This is a genomic window from Rossellomorea sp. NPDC071047, from assembly GCF_050270195.1.
Classification (GTDB): domain Bacteria; phylum Bacillota; class Bacilli; order Bacillales; family Bacillaceae_B; genus Rossellomorea.
On sequence record NZ_JBNNJT010000003.1, the window covers coordinates 153,472 to 169,688 of the forward strand.

The following is a 16,217-nucleotide window of genomic DNA, read 5'->3' on the forward strand; positions in this document are numbered from 1 at the left end:
TTACGAAAAGATCCTATTGAAAAAAGGAGGTTAACAGCATGCAATCAATCAAAAACAAAGAAACCTTTGAAGATTTAATCAGTTCAGCAGAGCCGGTGATCGTGAAATTCCACGCTGACTGGTGTCCTGACTGCCGTCGTATGGATATGTTCATAGATGAGATCATGGAAGAGTTCGGTCAATATAAATGGTACGACATCAATAAAGACGAATTTCCTGAAATAGCCGAAAAGTATGACGTCATGGGCATCCCAAGCCTGCTTGTCTACAAAGACGGCGAAAAAATCGCTCACCTGCACAGTGCCAACGCCAAAACACCCGAACAAGTAACAGAATTCCTAAGCGCACTATAATCCAGAGGTCCGTCCCTGTTTATGCAGAGGGACGGACCTTGTTATTTGGTTTTCCATCAGTTTTCTGACCGATTCGTCGATCAATAAATATTCCCTTTTCCATCCACATAAACCGTTTGAATAATCGTTCTCTGAAATTCATTTCCCTCGTGAGTCTCCCCTTCTATATCGATGGTGATGTTATGGACACCTTCTTCAAATTCAGCAAGGGGCAGAGAAGATAGATCTTCAGATGTAATGAGGGTGGTTTGGTTTTTGTTTCCGCTCTTCGTCGGGATATGATGAATGGTATATGTTTTCTTTACAGGTTTGTCGTGTGCATTCCATGGACCCATTAAAGATTCTCCATCCCCCGCAAACTGATTCCACGCTTTACTATTTCCTGTATGAAATAGAATGCTTAACATGTATTTTTCACTTTGACTATTATATGCCCTCATTTCCCACTCCCCTAAAAGCGGCTTTGAAATGATAATGGAATGATGATAAGCACCAGGGAAAAAGCCTGTCGCATCTTCCGTAACCATGAACTGTTTATACACTTGCCCGTCAGGACTAATGAGCTCATAGGTCGTAGCCTGTTGATCGCTGATCCAGTCCACGGAGATTTTCTCCACCTCTTCCTCCACTGAAAAGCTCTCCACTCCAACGCCCGCAAATACCCCGCCTCTGTGGAGGACCGATGTTTCTCCCTCATATGCAAGTCCGCTCATGGTAGCATAGGATACCTCATGTACCTGTTCCGTTAAGAGATCCTTCAAATAAGGGAAAATCTCCCCACCTTCTTTTATCGTCGTATGAGACCAGTCTTGGACACCCACCTCTATCCCATAAGGAAGACGTGAACTAGTTACCAGCACCGCCCCATCACTTTGGCCAAATCTGCTTAAGTATAACCCGCCCCAATACAATGCAGAATTCATCCCTCCCCATCCTGTACCACCGAATGTGTAGAATGGAGTGGCTTTTGCACGTTCAAGCTCATCCGTCTGGGAACGGAAGGATTTCATATATCCCGTTTGCAAGGAAAACACGGCGTTATTTTTACTTTTTAATGCATCGGTCAGCCAGCCGGCCCATTTACTGTAGGCAAGGTCTGCAAGCTCTGATCCATGATGAGGGGACGAAAGAGTGATGACCCTCTCTACATATGGTCCGGCACCATAATGAACCAATGCTGTTTGGACATCGATCCCTCCTTTACTATGGCCCACAACCACTACCTTTCTCTTAAAATAGCCGTAAAGCTCACTAAGCTTTTCCTTTAAAAGCTGCCCATTTTTCCACATATCTTCGTCTGGATGCAAATCAATAAAAGCTGCTTGATGCCCATATTTCCGTGTGAATTCCTGTAGATCATTTTCCAGTATCCACGTGTCTGAAGAGGCATGAATCCCATGAATAAATAAAATCGGATAGCCCTGAGACCCGTCGGCTACTTCATCGACGAACCACCTTCCCGGTATTCCTGACGCGTTCGGAATCCCATCCATTTTCTCATGCAATTTCTTTACCTCCTTTTAGATATCCTATCTTCATTATCGTTTAGAAGGATCAAAATATCAGCAGGAATGTTAAATATAGGAATAAAGTTACAAACTCCATGTTCGTACCTTAGATTTCAGTTTCCTTCATTAATACGAAGTCAAAAAGAAGACGAATAAAAAAAGCCAGACACGTTCATGCGCCTGACTTTTTGTCTATCAGCCTTCCACCGTAAAAGCCGGAATCGGATCTTTGAATTCCGTCCAATCCCCTTTCATTTCTTTATCTGTCAACAAGCAGTTATCTAACGACTTCTCTATTTCATCCCTGTTCATCCCAATACCGATAAATACGATTTCGTTCATTCGATCCCCATGAACAGGATCCCATTTCTCGGCTAATTCCACTTCTTCAGCAAGGATTTCCTTTCTCTCCTCTTCAGGATAAGCAGCCACCCATTCCCCTGCCCCCTGGATGATGATCGAAGGACCTGCCTGGGATAATAAGCCCGTCATGTCGTTTCGGGTCGGCAGCCAAAAGAAGCCCTTTGCACGCACGATGTCTACCGGCCACTCCTCCATCCATGTCATGAAACGTTCAGGGTGAAACGGCTTGTTTCGCCGATAGACAAAAGAAGAAATTCCATATTCTTCAGTCTCAGGAGTGTGTTCTTCTTGCAACTCTTTTATCCACCCGGCTGCCTGGCTGGCTTTCTCAAAATCGAATAGTCGGGTATTCAGTACTTGATCTAATGAAATGTTGGAATGTGAAGCTTCAATGATTCTCGCTTCCGGGTTCAACTTATGAAGAACAGCTTTTAATTCTATTACATCCACTTCTTCCACTAAGTCTATTTTATTTAACACAATCACATTCGCAAACTCTATTTGATCAATCAGTAAATCTACTACTTCCCTTGTATCCCCTTCGTCTGTTGCCTGCTTACGATCCAGCAAAGTTTCACCGCTTGCAAAATCATGCCAGAATCGATTGGCATCCACAACCGTCACCATCGTATCCAGTCTGGTTTTACTAGTAAGATCTATATCCATCTCTTCATCCAGGTAAGAGAATGTTTGAGCTACAGGAATCGGTTCGGAAATTCCGGTAGACTCAATCACAATATAATCAATATTCCCCTGATCGACCAATCGCTGGACTTCTATTATTAAATCTTCCCTCAAGGTGCAGCAAATACAGCCATTTTGAAGCTCAACTAATTTTTCTTCTGTTCTGGTAAATCCGCCACTCTTCACAAGGGACGCATCGATATTCACTTCACTCATATCATTCACAATAACCGCTATTCGCTTATCTTCCCGATTATGTAAAATATGATTTAACAACGTTGTCTTGCCTGATCCTAAATAACCGCTTAATACTGTTACTGGTACTTTCATTCTACCAACTCCCGTTCTTTAATCGAAATGATTACGATTTATTATTTAAAAGAAAATCCCCACTTACTCATAAGTAAGGATTATTTCAGTTTATTCAATTTTAATATAGAACTCTTCTACATATGGATTAGCAGGCGGCTCTACTACTTCAAAAACCGGATTCTTCAGTACCGGCATTTCCTGACCATTAAAGTCCACCTTGTCGATCACGCCACTGACGTTAATCCATGTATCGGGTTCAAGTTTACTAAGTTCTGAATCCTGTGCCAATAAACCATAAACGGAGGCATCGGCTACGCAACAAGTCACAGTAAAACGCGAAATGACCATTTCATCCTTTGCAAACCCTTCATCTTTATAAACAAAACCTGTAAGCTGAATTTCTTTTCCGACGAAATCGTCCAGATTCTCATCCACAATACTTAATGTTTGGATATATTGTTCGTCTCTTACCATTATTTTTTCACTGTTATAAACGATTTCCTTCAGCTTGTCGAAATCTTTTTCAACTGGAAACTCATCATACGGTCCAAGGACAGGCTCAATAAAAGACTCACTGTTTTCTGTCCTTTCTTCTTGTTTCCCCCCGTTCTGTTCATTTGTAGGGGCAGTTGAGAATAGACTATTTCCCACCTTCACCCCTCTCTTAGCCGCTACGGAACTATCCAATAAGTTATCAGGCAGCAGGAACCCAACCACAATCGGAAAAATAAACAGGGCATATACCATGCTGGACCTGATGAATCCTTTCGGCAGTTCATGACCTTCACAATCACAATGGTGTTCTTTTGCAGAAGCTGAAGATGTACCCCGGATGATTTGGATCGCCCCCAGGAGAATAAAAACCCCTAGTGCGAAATACATGTAACCATGCATTTTGGGTGCAACAAAGTTTTGCAGATTAAACGTTAAGAATAGTTTCAATACCAATAGGGCATATCCGATTAAGATGATTCCCCGGATGAATGTATGGAATTGTATGGATGGTTTCATACCTCTCGCCTCCTTTATACAAATAATTGGAATATCAATGTGCATGCATACACAACAATCGTCACGATCCCAATAAAGGTCAGTACAAATTTTTTATTGAAGTATGCAAGCATCAATAAAGTATTCTTGAAATCAATCATAGGTCCATATACTAGAAATGCCAATATGGACGAAGCAGAAAATATACTGCCGAACGACGATGCCACGAATGCATCAGCCTCCGAACATAATGAAATAATATAGGCAAACCCCATCATGACTGCCGGTGCCAGTACCTCATTCGTCCCTATCCCCACTAACAGTTCTCTATCAAGATATGTCTGGAATCCTGCTGCAACGAATGCTCCGATGATAAGATATTTACCCATGTCAAAAAATTCATCACTTGCATGTACAATCGTCTGCATTAGTTTATTGGAAGAGTGATCGTGATGATGCCCGTGATCATTCTCTTTCTGTATAAGTGGGTTTCTCTTTCCATAAAACCTGTACAATAGTGCCCCGATGATCAAGGCTGCTATTAAAGCAATCCCCATCCTGCCCCAGACAACCGTCATATTATTTTGGAACGCATAATAAGTAGAAGCAAAAACAATCGGATTTAAAATTGGTGCCGTAACCATGACGACAATCGCCAGATGAGCAGGCATCCCTTTCTTTATCAGCCTTCTTGCCACTGGTACAATCGCACACTCACAAACAGGAAGCAACGCCCCCACTACAGCTGCAGGAAAGAGAGCCAGATATGGGAACCTCTTCGGAATGATTCTTTGTAATAGACTCTCAGAAACAAATACTTGAATAAGTGCGGATGCGAAGACACCAATTAAGATAAAAGGGATTGCTTCTAACAAGATACTCAGGAATATCGTAATGACATTCACCATCGAAGAAGTAAGAAGCTCGTCCGGTAAATAATCTTTCACCCAATCTCCGGCTAAAAAAAGAACAATAAATAACATGAATAACAGTATCCCTGTCATTTCTTGACTAAAACTCCTCAAAGAATTCATTCATTTACGTTTCCTTTCTTAAGTTAAAAATTTAATCGTAATCATTTCGTTTTATATTATAACTTATTCTTGTCCCAAAAAACTATGCTAAATTATTTTTTAATCTTTCTTTAACATTTCTATTTGTGCATAACCTTTTGTTAATCTTCAAAAACTACTAATGAATTGAATTGAATGGAGGGAATTATATGACGAAAAAGAATAACAAAGGCAGTGAAAACCAAAATTCACCTAAGCGTGGAACGACGGAGTTTGCTAAAGAAATCACGAGTGGAGACAATAGTAAGGGGAATAAGCATAATAAAGATCAGCGTAATAAGACGAAATAAAAAGAACCTGCCTGATGAATCATCAGGCAGGTTCTTTTTATTGTCTTATTCTTCGTTCCCAGTAATCCTCACCGCGGCTGTGTTATTTTGAATATAAGTGGGCGGTGCTGGATCGACCTCTTTTTCATTTCGTCCATAAAATCTTTCATTTAATTCCATGTTCGTTTCTGTAGTGGATGTTCTTTCATCCTGCCTCTTCATGACCATCATCCTTTCCCTACTAGCGTTTCAGATTCCAAACGAAATATACGCTCATTTTTCTCATGAAAAAGGACAAACTAACCTAGGGATATATAAAATCTAAGGAGGAAATGAAAGATGGACTCTAACCGTGTAAAACAAATTTTATCTTCTTCAGCTGACATTGAAGTAAAATATAAGGATGCTTCTGTATGGATTGACTCTATAAATGAAGACGGAAAAACAGCCGTTGTTCATCTCCGGGGACCATTAGAAGAACGTTCTGAAGTAAGCGTTTCAGATTTGGAAGAGGCATAATCAAAGAAAAGACCATGCAGTCCACCCCCAAAAGGAGGGACAAGCATGGTCTAATCTAAATTAAGCTTATTTCTTATCTTTGATCTTCCCTTTATTTTTCAATAATTCAAAGATCATTTTCGCTTGATCTGTGTTGTCGATCATGCCGGAGAATTTCTCTTTTTGTGGACCAAAGGCATACACAGGAACGTCATCTCCTGTATGACCATCCGTTGTCCAGCCAGTACCTGAACGTTTGTCGAAGATTTTCTCGATGGCATTATCGATTTCGGTTTGATCGCCTACTTCTGCTGCTTTTTTCACAGAAGCGATTTCCTCTTCCGTCAGCTCAAGGTCGATATTTTCAGCTAATGTTTCTTCCACTGAAGCACCATTTACAATTTGTTCTGCCATGAAGTCAGGAGTGCGTTTTGCAGCTTGAATCGGTGCTGGATCCCAATTGTATTCTCCGTCTGCACCAATCGAGATTCCTCCTGTGGAATGGTCTGCTGTAACAACTACCAGTGTTTCACCATTTTCCTTAGCAAAATCCCTTACTTCTTCAAGTGCCATCTCAAAGTCTCTCATTTCACTCATAGCCCCGACCACATCATTATCGTGACCAGCCCAGTCGATTTGACTGCCTTCCACCATCAGGAAGAATCCATCTTTATCACCTTTTAAACGGTCGAGTGCAGAGGTCGTCATATCCGCTAAGCTTGGCTGTTCTTCATCACGGTCGATCATCTTGTCCATTCCGACTTCAGAGAAAAGACCAAGAACTTGTTTGTTGTCGTCATTTTTAAGTTCTTCAGCGGATTTCACATAGCTGTATCCATCCTTTTGAAACTGCTTGGCAAGATTTCGGTCATCACGTTCGAAGAAGTCCGTCCCTCCGCCCAGCATGACGTCAATCTTATGTTCACCGTTAATCATTTCATCATAATAGTCATCCGCAATCGCATCTTCGCTTTTTCGCTGCTCTTCATGGGCTCCATAAGAGGCTGGAGTCGCATGGGTGATTTCTGATGTCGCTACAATTCCTGTAGACATACCGTTTTCTTTTGCCTGTTCTAATACGGTTTTAACATCGGTTTTATCATTATCGACTGCTATCGCATTGTTATATGTTTTGACTCCACCGCTCATCGCTGTAGCGGCAGCTGCTGAATCTGTTACGTTTTCTTTCTCATCCTCTGGATAAGTGGATTGTAAACCGACAAGGTAAGGATCAAATGCCGTTTTTTCCATCTCAACTGTTTCTGGATTGTCGTTCATATAGCGAAGAGCCGTTGTGTAAGGAACGCCCATTCCATCACCGATCATGAAGATGACGTTCTTTGCTTTGCCGTTCTTGGAATCCTTCGCTTGTGCTTCTTTGTTGTCTTGATTCATTCCTATTACACTTCCAAGAGCTAATGTAGACACAACTGCTAAAGGAAGAATCTTCTTCATTGATTTCTTCATTTTTCCCTACCTCCTGTAATTTCGACTACATTTGTTAGGATAAAGGGGAAATATGAAGAGTCATTTGCAAAAGGAATACAGGGATGTAAAGCTTATGTAAATAGAGAAAAACAGGTGAAAAGTCACCTGTTTTCCTTTAATGAATCTATTCATCTCATAGTCAATAATACCTCAGCTACTCTCTAATAAGAGGAAGCGTACAACAACGGAATGATCCGCCTGACTTGATGATTTCGGATAAATCAAGTTCAATGACGTCAAAGCCCTTCGATCTGATTCGATCATTCAAGTCTTGGTTTTGAGTAAGACTGATGATTTTTTCATTACCTATTGCTAATACATTTGGGCCCATTTGAAATTGTTCGTCGTCCGTGACGATGATGATATTATAATGTTTCTTGATTGTTTCAAGATCCTCTTTAGAAAAGGCCTGTGGGTATACAAGGGCCCATTCCTCTGAAATGATCGTAAATACACAATCTAAATGAAGCACCCCTTCTTTTAAAGGCAATTCATGAACGGTAAATTGGGGGAGCTGGTTTCGTAACGATTGAATGGCCAATTGGTTCGTCCGTCCACTCACTCCGATCCAAATATTCTGCTCATCAACGAGCACATCCCCTCCTTCAATGGAATGTAGAAGTTCATGATAAGGCACTTCATTGGTTTCCAACCAATTCTTCAGCGTCTTTACTTCGCCCCGACGGACATCGGTATTCATCGATGCAACGAAGAACTGATCATGGATCGTGAAGCCGATGTCCCTTGTGAAGACTTGTTCGTTAAACTCTGGTGATGGTTGCAGATGAATGACCTCTGAACCATTTTTCTCTAACGTATCAACAAAGTTTTTATGCTGAAGAACCGCTTTATCTATATTGATATTTTCCTTTAGGAAATGCTTCTGAGTCTCATTTATGATTTCATTAATTTGCATATTTTCAGGTGAAACAACGACCACTTTCTTTAACTTTCCATACTCATTGGCACAATGTGTTTTTTGATTTGGAACCAACGGGGAATTTAAACTCATCTTTACGCCCTCCATTTATCTACTCTTAAAAACTGCTTTTCCCTGTTATTATGCTGATAAAACTTCCTTTTTATAAAATATGCTGAAGAAGCCTAAACAGGCACGACGGGCATCCTGTAATTAAGAAATAAGGGCATTTGTCCAGCCGAAAAAGGCATGCATCCGCACGCCTCCTTCCATTAATGAACCATCCTGTCATGATCCTTCCAGTATTCTTTTCGGATCACAACCTTTTGGATTTTTCCTGAAGCGGTCTTAGGTAACTCCTTTGCAAACGCAATACTTTTCGGAGCTTTGAAGTGGGCAAGCTTTTCTCTGCTGAATTCGATAAGCTCCTTTTCCGTTAAGCTGTGACCCTCCCTGATAACAACCACTGCATGGGGCACTTCACCCCAACGCTCATGGGGGATGGCTACGACCGCTGCTTCTAGTACACTGTCATGTTCATAGAGAGCTCCCTCTACTTCTATAGAAGAGATGTTTTCTCCCCCGCTGATGATGACGTCTTTCATCCGGTCGACGATTTCGATGAAGCCATCCCCGTCAACGGTCGCCATGTCACCTGTATGGAGCCATCCACCTCGAATGGCTTGATTGGTGGCCTCAGGGTTTTTATAATATCCTTCCATCACCGTATTCGTTCTGGTAACGATTTCTCCGATTGCTATCCCGTTACGGGGCACTTCGTCTCCGACCTCATCCACTACTTTCACCTTGCTGCCAATCATACTGTATCCGGCTTTCGCCTTTAACCGGTACTTTTCTTCCTTTGGTCTGTCCTGTTCGGAAGATCTCAGGATGGACGTAGTGATAAGTGGAGAGATTTCTGTCATTCCGTACACCTGGATGAACTCCCATTTCAGATCCTCTTCCACCTTTCGGACAAAGGCTGGAGGAGGAGCCGAGCCCGCAATGACAACCCTTACATTTTGTGATATAGTCCGCTCCCTGTCTGGATAATTTTCCAAAAGCATATTCAGAACCGTCGGCGCCATATGCATAACTGTTACGCCATGTTTCTCGACCTTATCTAAAATCATCTCAGGGTCTACTTTTCTGAGCATCACCTGGGTAGCACCGTTGGCCGTATAGTAAAAAGGAGATCCCCATCCGTTCACATGGAACATAGGCAGCACGTGAAGCAAGGTGTCCTGATCGGAAACCCGCAAATGATGCATGGAAGATAAGGCATGCAGATAATTTGAACGATGTGTGAGGAGCACTCCCTTCGGATCCCCTGTCGTTCCACTTGTATATAATAATGAAGCGATATCGGTTTCTTCCAGGTCTACTCGATTGAAAGCTTCGTCGCTGAACGAGCCGCGCCACTCGTCATAACCGGGATATCCATCTCTGGACTCACCATGGATCACAATATGCTTTAAATTCGGCACTTTAGACAAAATCGGCTGCACCAGGGGATAAAGTTCCTCATCCACAAATAATGCCTTGCTTTCGCTATGAGTCAGGATAAATTGATAATCCGCCGGTTTTAAGCGCGTATTAAGCGGCGTCATGATCCCTCCTACACCATAGACTCCATAGAACCCCTCCAGCATCTCGGTTGTATTGGGAGCCAGATACGCAACCTTGTCCCCTTTTTCAATCCCCAATTCCATTAGTCCTCTAGACAGTTGATTCACACGGGCATTCAGCTGCTTATATGTCAAACGCTTCACATCGTCAATAATCGCAACTTTTTCTCCATATTGCTCGACTGCCCGATCTAAAAATTCCGTTAACACTAAAGGTACATGCATATGTACAACCCATCCCTTCTGTTCGTTAATGACTATTTATATTCATTATTTTAGCAGATTTGAGGGTAGATTGGGAATATTCTGAAATTTCATGAGAGTTCACCAATATATTATATAAAAAAAAGATGATGACACATAGGTCATCATGCTTTTTGAGTTAGCGGCCTCTTCTATTTGAAGAGGATTTGCCTTGGTTGTTTCTTTTTCCGCTGGAAGCGTTACTTCTTGGTTTGCCGGAATCACTTGGTCTGGATTGTCTGCCTCTTGAGGAACTGGCTGAGTCTCCTCCACGTGGGGATGATGATTCTTCCCTTCTCCATCGACGACTGCGTGAAGAGTCACCACCTTCACTGTTACGAGACCGGCCTCCCCGTGGAGACCTTGCTTTTCGCTCTTTATTCGCTTGGATATTCTTTTCACGTCTATCCTTCGCACTTTCATCTGATCCCTTATGGACATTGGCGGTTTCCTTAGAAGGAGCGACCTCCACGACACGACGAGGCAGTGAACGGCCTATGCCTTTTTCAATCATTTCCAGATCCTGCTTGTCCTTTAGTGCAACAAAGGTGATGGCAAGCCCGTCTTTTCCGGCACGTCCCGTACGTCCGATTCTGTGAATATAGCTTTCCACATCTTGAGGGATATCATAGTTGAACACATGAGTGACTCCTTCAACGTCTAGACCACGAGCAGCCACGTCGGTCGCGATAAGAAGCTGAAGTTTCGCTTCTCTGAACTTCTTCATTACTCCTTCTCTTTTCGCTTGAGATAAGTCACCGTGCAGTTCGTCCACCAGGAATCCTCTCATTTTCAGATCTCCCAGCAGCTTGCTGACCCTTCTTTTCGTTCTGCAGAAAATGATGCCTAAAAACGGCTGAACGTCATGAATTGTTTGACTAAGGGCATCTAATTTTTGGCGATCCGTCGTTTCCACGATTTCCTGCTGGATTTCCTGTACAATCTTTTCTTTTTCGCGAATCTGTACATTATGCGGATTGTTCATATAGCGCTTGCCGATCTTTCGGATATCCTTTGACATCGTCGCAGAGAATAGCGCGGTTTGACGGGTGAACGGCGTCTCGCGAATGATCGACTCGACTTCATCAAAAAATCCGATATGGAGCATTTGGTCCGCTTCATCCAGTACAAGGAACGATACGTTTGAAAAGTCCACAGTCTCCCGACGAACATGATCAAGTAAACGACCAGGTGTTCCAATCACGATATGAATCGCTTTATTCTTCAGTCGCTTTATCTGCTTCTCAACATCTTGGCCGCCGTACACAGCTAACACATTTATGTCATCTTCCGTAGAAGAAAGAATCTGGTTTAATTCAGCCGTTACCTGAATCGCGAGCTCCCTCGTCGGAGTCACAATAAGAGATTGAATCTCATCTCTTGATGAGTCAATTTTAGCAAGCATAGGCAGGAGAAAAGCCATTGTTTTTCCAGTTCCTGTCTGTGCCTGACCGATCACGTCTTGCCCATTTAATAACACAGGGATCGTTTCGACCTGGATCGGTGTTGGTTCTGTAATAGATTGTTCTTTTAACGCATTGACGTACTTAGGTTGGATTCCTAAGGAAGTAAAATCATTCAATGGGGTCACCTCTTTGTACCTCATTATACCTTTAACTCCTCCGAGAAAATAGGGCTCTATGTTATAATGGGAAAATCGCAAAATGAAATGAGGAATTTGATGTTACCATTTGAAGATAAATTAACCATAATCGAAGAGTTCCCTGAACTTTCACGGAAGGACGTTTCACTGAATCGGGTAAATTTCCACTTTGAAGAAAGTCTCTATGAAAAGACAACTGTGGTGTACCACCTTCATCCGAACGGAAACGGTTTTGTTTATACGGGCAGTCTTCCCGATTTTGAAGCCAATAAAAAAGGACTCGTGAATATCCGTGATTTCTCGGGTGACGAACTGCGGAAAATCATCCGGGCATCCATTGATCACTTGGCTACGGAAGAAGAAACCGTGCCTCCCGTCGAACAGATGTGGAAAGATGCGGAAGGACATTCCCTCATGTTGATCGAAGAGGATGACCGCTGGAATATTTATGCTGGCGATAACCTTGAGGACAGCTTTGGCGGGTACGATGAAGCTGCATTGTATTTGCGTGAGGAAGGGTTTCGCAGACGCTGATAAGAGGTCTATTTTCATGTGCAATACTAGAAATAAGGCCAAAATGTAAATTTGAATTCACTGAGGAGTGTTGATAATGAAAGTATTAGCCATTTTAGGAAGTACACGAAAAAACGGCAACTCAGAATTCCTTGCAAAAAAAATCGTAGAAGGAACCGATCACACTGTCGTATCTCTTACGGACCTGCATATTGAACCGATCGAAGACTTAAGGCACTCTGAAGGTGGATTCTCTCCTGTCGATGATGATTACGAAAAACTGGTCCAATTAATAGAAGAGCATGACGTATTACTATTTGCTACACCTCTTTATTGGTACGGAATGAGCGGCCCTATGAAAAACTTCTTTGACCGATGGAGTCAGTACCTGCGCGATGAACGCTTTAACTTAAAAGAAGAGCTTACGAAGAAAAAAGCATATGTAGTGATAACCGGTGGAAGCTCAGCAAAGATTAAAGGCCTGCCCCTGGTACAGCAGTTCAATTATATTTTTGAATTCGTCAATATGGAATTTGCAGACTATATGATTGGTGCCGGAGTGAAGCCTGGAGAGATTGTGAATGACATAGCAGCACTTGAAAAAGCTGAGCGGTGGAATGCGTTATTTAAATGAGATGATCCCTTTTAAGGGGTCATCTTTTTTTAAATTCTACATTGATAAGGAACCATCACCATGTTTCTAACAATTTCCACAAAAAAAGATGACCAAAGTCATCCCTTCTCTCTACTATCCCTGAAGTCTTCCCAATATCGTCGTCAATGTCTGATCCAATCTCTCCAACTCTTCCCCATCCATCTCTAATCGCTCGAGCAATCGAGTGGGAACACAAGCTGCTTTTTCTTTCATCGCTTCTCCTTTTTTTGTAAGCGAAATCACTACGCTCCGTTCATCTTCAACAGATCGGTGCCGTTCTACGAGTCCATTCGTTTCCATTCTTTTCAGCATCGGAGTTAACGTTCCCGAGTCTAAGAACAATTTACGACCCAATTCTTTTACAGATACCGTTCCATCTTCCCAGAGCACTAACAATGCAAGGTATTGCGGATAAGTCACACCGATTTCTTCAAGTAGCCCTCGATATAACTTGGTAATTTCCCGCTCTGCTGTATAGATCTTAAAACATATTTGATTCTCTAATAATAATGGATCTTTCATACATGCGAATTCCTTTCTTGAGCAAACTAACCTGAGATTATCATACAAAAAAAGATATCAATTATCAAATTTAATTTCACACAACTTAATTGTTGACAATTAAAAACAAAGCCGTTAGTATTGATTTTGTAATATTAAATTGTGCACAATCAAAAAAAACACAAATGAGGAGTGAATGAAATGGAAGCATTATACACAGCAAAAGCAACAGCAACAGGTGGACGCGCAGGAAAAGTAACAAGCAGTGACGGAGTATTGGACGTCGGATTGGCGATGCCTAAATCACTTGGGGGTTCTGGAGCAGAAGGGTCAACGAATCCTGAACAATTGTTCGCAGCTGGATATGCGGCTTGCTTCGATAGCGCTCTTAACTTAGTGGCCCGTCAAGAAAAGAAAAAGATTGAATCGAAAGTGGCAGCTGAAGTTTCCCTTGGAAAAGATACAGATGGTGGATTCAAACTCGGCGTTGTATTAACAGTAGCAGTAAATGGTGTTGAATTAGATGAAGCGAAGCAATTAGTCGAAAAGGCACACGGAGTTTGCCCGTATTCTAAAGCAACGAGTGGCAATATCGATGTTGAATTAAATACTGAATTATTATAATAAATCGTGGATAGGCAGTTAACTGCCTATCCCATTTTTTTCTACTAACACGAACATTTGTTCTTGTTTTGTTCATCTGTTTGGACTATAATAAAGATGTAATAAAATTCATACGAACTGGAGTGGAGAAATGATGAAACATCAGGCTGCACCTTATTTTAGTTTTAGTGGCGAAGCGAAAGAAGCATTAGACTATTACAAAGATGTGTTTGAAGGAGAAGTATTGGCAGTTCAGACTTTTGGTGAGGCTGATTACCCAAGTCCACCGGAGATCGCCGATCAAATCATGCATGCCCACTTTAAAAAAGGAGAGCTTTCCTTTATGATGTCAGATAGCTTTCCCGGTCACCAGCCAACGGTAGGTAACAATATATCCCTTGTACTTGAGCTGGAAAGTGAAGAGGACATCGATACTTATTATCGCCGTTTAACTGAAAAAGGAACCGTGGTTATGGAACTTCAAGACACGTTCTGGGGCGCTAAATATGCTAAGGTGAAAGATCCTTATGGCATCAATTGGGACTTGAATTACACGAAAAAATAACTCATAGGCTACTGCATCTTCAGCATACATACTCCATGCAGTAGCCGTTTTTCCACTTTTTACCGATGTATTTCAATTGAATACCTTCCGACTGAAAAATCTCAATATCCCCATTCAAATTGATCCCACTTTACTTATATGATGCTGGAACCCACTAAGACCCTGCGGTACAAAAATATATGTTTTATCCAAGACTGTTAAAGGGAATGGAATATGAACATTATTTAAATACGATACTTATTGGGGGAAACAAAATGGATTTGCATAATGGCCGCTTATATTGGCCTTCTACATTAAAAGATAAAAACAGAAGCTTCGATAAACATTATGATGTAGCGATTATCGGAGGGGGAATGTCCGGGGCATTATGTGCCTATTCACTTACCGAAGCGGGTTTGAACGTTGCAATCATTGAAAAACGGAGAATGGCTTCAGGAAGTTCAGCTGCCAATACTGGTTTACTGCAATTTTCCAACGATATCATGCTCCATGATCTGATTGATCAGATTGGAGAAGAGAAAGCTGTCTGTTTTTATAAGCTATGTCTTGAAGGAATCGAAAACCTTGAAAGAGTCGCTATGAATTTACCAGTGTCTCCCGAATTCATCCGGAGGCAGAGTATCTACTATGCCAGCTCTACCCGGCATGTGTCAAAGCTGAAAAAAGAATACAAAGTATTGAAAGAACATGGCTTTCCAGTAGAATATTGGTCCAAGAAAGAAATCAAACAGCGCTTGCCCTTTTCAAAACCGGGAGCATTGATCACCAATGGAGATGCAGAAGTAAATCCTTACCGCTTTGTGAACGGCATAATCGACTATTTAAAGGCAGGTCAAAAGACAACAATCTATGAAAATCTTGAAGCCGGCTTGGTAGAAGAGGATGCTGACGGTGTCAACATTCACACTTCTGAAGGTATTATTCAGGCATCTCACTTGGTTCATGCAACCGGATACGAAACTCCTCCGATTGATAAGAAAATAGGCACTGATATCAATCGATCGTATGCCATTGCCACTGAGCCCATTGAAGATTTATCCCAATGGCATGATCGTGCTCTCATCTGGGAGACGAAACGCCCCTATTTATATATGCGCACTACAGTGGATAATCGAATCATCGCAGGAGGCTTGGATGAAGATCCTCCCGAGGCACCTCAGGATGAGAAACAAATTGTTAAAAGGGGAAAACAAATTGAGAAAGAGGTTCAAAAACTATTTCCCGACTTGGACATCAATATGGACTATGCATGGGGAGCAAGCTTTGGAGAATCATTGGACAACCTCCCTTATATAGGAAAGCACCCTGAAAAAGAACGAACATATTACTTATTAGGCTACGGTGGAAACGGTACGGTATACAGCATGCTCGGATCTAACATCCTCCGTGACCTCATCTTAAACCGTCCAAACCAAGACGCAGACATTGTGAAATTAGACAGGTGAAAAT

At 41.9% G+C, this 16,217-nt stretch carries 18 protein-coding genes; 8 read left to right on the plus strand and 10 right to left on the minus strand.

The window, feature by feature from the left end:
* Nucleotides 1–38: 38 nt before the first annotated feature.
* Nucleotides 39–353, plus strand: coding sequence for a thioredoxin family protein (locus ACQKFO_RS12825; protein ID WP_427599099.1), 315 nt, complete (start codon nt 39–41; stop codon nt 351–353).
* A gap of 80 nt (nt 354–433) precedes the next feature.
* Here the strand turns inward: ACQKFO_RS12825 and ACQKFO_RS12830 are convergent, their stop codons facing one another.
* The 4 genes from ACQKFO_RS12830 to ACQKFO_RS12845 all read right to left on the minus strand — a co-directional run bounded on the left by ACQKFO_RS12830 (nt 434) and on the right by ACQKFO_RS12845 (nt 5,244).
* Nucleotides 434–1,858, minus strand: coding sequence for an esterase/lipase family protein (locus ACQKFO_RS12830; protein ID WP_427599100.1), 1,425 nt, complete (start codon nt 1,856–1,858; stop codon nt 434–436).
* 198 nt (nt 1,859–2,056) lie between these two features.
* The gene (locus tag ACQKFO_RS12835; RefSeq protein ID WP_427599102.1) at nt 2,057–3,238 is read right to left on the minus strand and encodes a GTP-binding protein; all 1,182 of its coding nucleotides are present in this window, start codon (nt 3,236–3,238) and stop codon (nt 2,057–2,059) included.
* A gap of 90 nt (nt 3,239–3,328) precedes the next feature.
* Entirely contained in the window at nt 3,329–4,231 is a 903-nt protein-coding gene (locus tag ACQKFO_RS12840) for a TIGR03943 family putative permease subunit (protein ID WP_427599103.1), read from the minus strand.
* Between the two features lie 14 nt (nt 4,232–4,245).
* A complete protein-coding gene (locus ACQKFO_RS12845) occupies nt 4,246–5,244 on the minus strand; it encodes a permease (RefSeq protein ID WP_427599104.1) in 999 nt (332 codons plus the stop codon).
* 188 nt (nt 5,245–5,432) lie between these two features.
* Between ACQKFO_RS12845 and ACQKFO_RS12850 the strand changes: the two genes are divergently transcribed.
* Nucleotides 5,433–5,573 (plus strand): hypothetical protein, encoded by a 141-nt coding sequence (locus ACQKFO_RS12850; protein WP_187443387.1) that lies wholly within the window; start codon nt 5,433–5,435, stop codon nt 5,571–5,573.
* A gap of 45 nt (nt 5,574–5,618) precedes the next feature.
* Here the strand turns inward: ACQKFO_RS12850 and ACQKFO_RS12855 are convergent, their stop codons facing one another.
* A complete protein-coding gene (locus tag ACQKFO_RS12855) occupies nt 5,619–5,774 on the minus strand; it encodes a hypothetical protein (RefSeq protein WP_427599106.1) in 156 nt (51 codons plus the stop codon).
* 117 nt (nt 5,775–5,891) lie between these two features.
* Between ACQKFO_RS12855 and ACQKFO_RS12860 the strand changes: the two genes are divergently transcribed.
* The gene (locus ACQKFO_RS12860) at nt 5,892–6,071 is read left to right on the plus strand and encodes an H-type small acid-soluble spore protein (RefSeq protein ID WP_427599108.1); all 180 of its coding nucleotides are present in this window, start codon (nt 5,892–5,894) and stop codon (nt 6,069–6,071) included.
* A gap of 66 nt (nt 6,072–6,137) precedes the next feature.
* Here ACQKFO_RS12860 and ACQKFO_RS12865 read toward each other — a convergent pair whose 3' ends face one another.
* The 4 genes from ACQKFO_RS12865 to ACQKFO_RS12880 form a co-directional block, all read right to left on the minus strand.
* On the minus strand, nt 6,138–7,517 hold the full coding sequence (locus ACQKFO_RS12865; RefSeq protein ID WP_427599109.1) for an alkaline phosphatase: 1,380 nt from the start codon (nt 7,515–7,517) through the stop codon (nt 6,138–6,140).
* A 175-nt stretch (nt 7,518–7,692) separates the two neighbouring features.
* The gene (locus ACQKFO_RS12870) at nt 7,693–8,550 is read right to left on the minus strand and encodes a dimethylarginine dimethylaminohydrolase family protein (protein ID WP_427599110.1); all 858 of its coding nucleotides are present in this window, start codon (nt 8,548–8,550) and stop codon (nt 7,693–7,695) included.
* A gap of 179 nt (nt 8,551–8,729) precedes the next feature.
* A complete protein-coding gene (locus ACQKFO_RS12875; RefSeq protein ID WP_427599111.1) occupies nt 8,730–10,310 on the minus strand; it encodes a long-chain-fatty-acid--CoA ligase in 1,581 nt (526 codons plus the stop codon).
* Nucleotides 10,311–10,467: 157 nt separating this feature from the next.
* The gene (locus ACQKFO_RS12880; protein ID WP_427599112.1) at nt 10,468–11,934 is read right to left on the minus strand and encodes a DEAD/DEAH box helicase; all 1,467 of its coding nucleotides are present in this window, start codon (nt 11,932–11,934) and stop codon (nt 10,468–10,470) included.
* A 75-nt stretch (nt 11,935–12,009) separates the two neighbouring features.
* On the opposite strand from ACQKFO_RS12880, the gene ACQKFO_RS12885 reads away from it, so the two are divergent.
* Entirely contained in the window at nt 12,010–12,465 is a 456-nt protein-coding gene (locus tag ACQKFO_RS12885) for a hypothetical protein (protein ID WP_427599113.1), read from the plus strand.
* Between the two features lie 76 nt (nt 12,466–12,541).
* A complete protein-coding gene (locus tag ACQKFO_RS12890) occupies nt 12,542–13,078 on the plus strand; it encodes a flavodoxin family protein (protein ID WP_427599114.1) in 537 nt (178 codons plus the stop codon).
* 114 nt (nt 13,079–13,192) lie between these two features.
* Here ACQKFO_RS12890 and ACQKFO_RS12895 read toward each other — a convergent pair whose 3' ends face one another.
* Complete coding sequence (locus ACQKFO_RS12895) at nt 13,193–13,621, minus strand: MarR family winged helix-turn-helix transcriptional regulator (protein WP_427599115.1); 429 nt, start codon at nt 13,619–13,621, stop codon at nt 13,193–13,195.
* A 180-nt stretch (nt 13,622–13,801) separates the two neighbouring features.
* Between ACQKFO_RS12895 and ACQKFO_RS12900 the strand changes: the two genes are divergently transcribed.
* From ACQKFO_RS12900 to ACQKFO_RS12910, 3 genes are all read left to right on the plus strand, one after another.
* Nucleotides 13,802–14,224: an organic hydroperoxide resistance protein gene (locus tag ACQKFO_RS12900; protein ID WP_427599116.1), complete on the plus strand. Its 423-nt coding sequence runs from the start codon at nt 13,802–13,804 to the stop codon at nt 14,222–14,224.
* A 133-nt stretch (nt 14,225–14,357) separates the two neighbouring features.
* Entirely contained in the window at nt 14,358–14,768 is a 411-nt protein-coding gene (locus ACQKFO_RS12905) for a VOC family protein (RefSeq protein ID WP_427599514.1), read from the plus strand.
* Between the two features lie 254 nt (nt 14,769–15,022).
* Nucleotides 15,023–16,213, plus strand: a complete 1,191-nt coding sequence (locus ACQKFO_RS12910) for an NAD(P)/FAD-dependent oxidoreductase (protein WP_427599117.1) — start codon at nt 15,023–15,025, stop codon at nt 16,211–16,213.
* Nucleotides 16,214–16,217 lie beyond the last annotated feature (4 nt).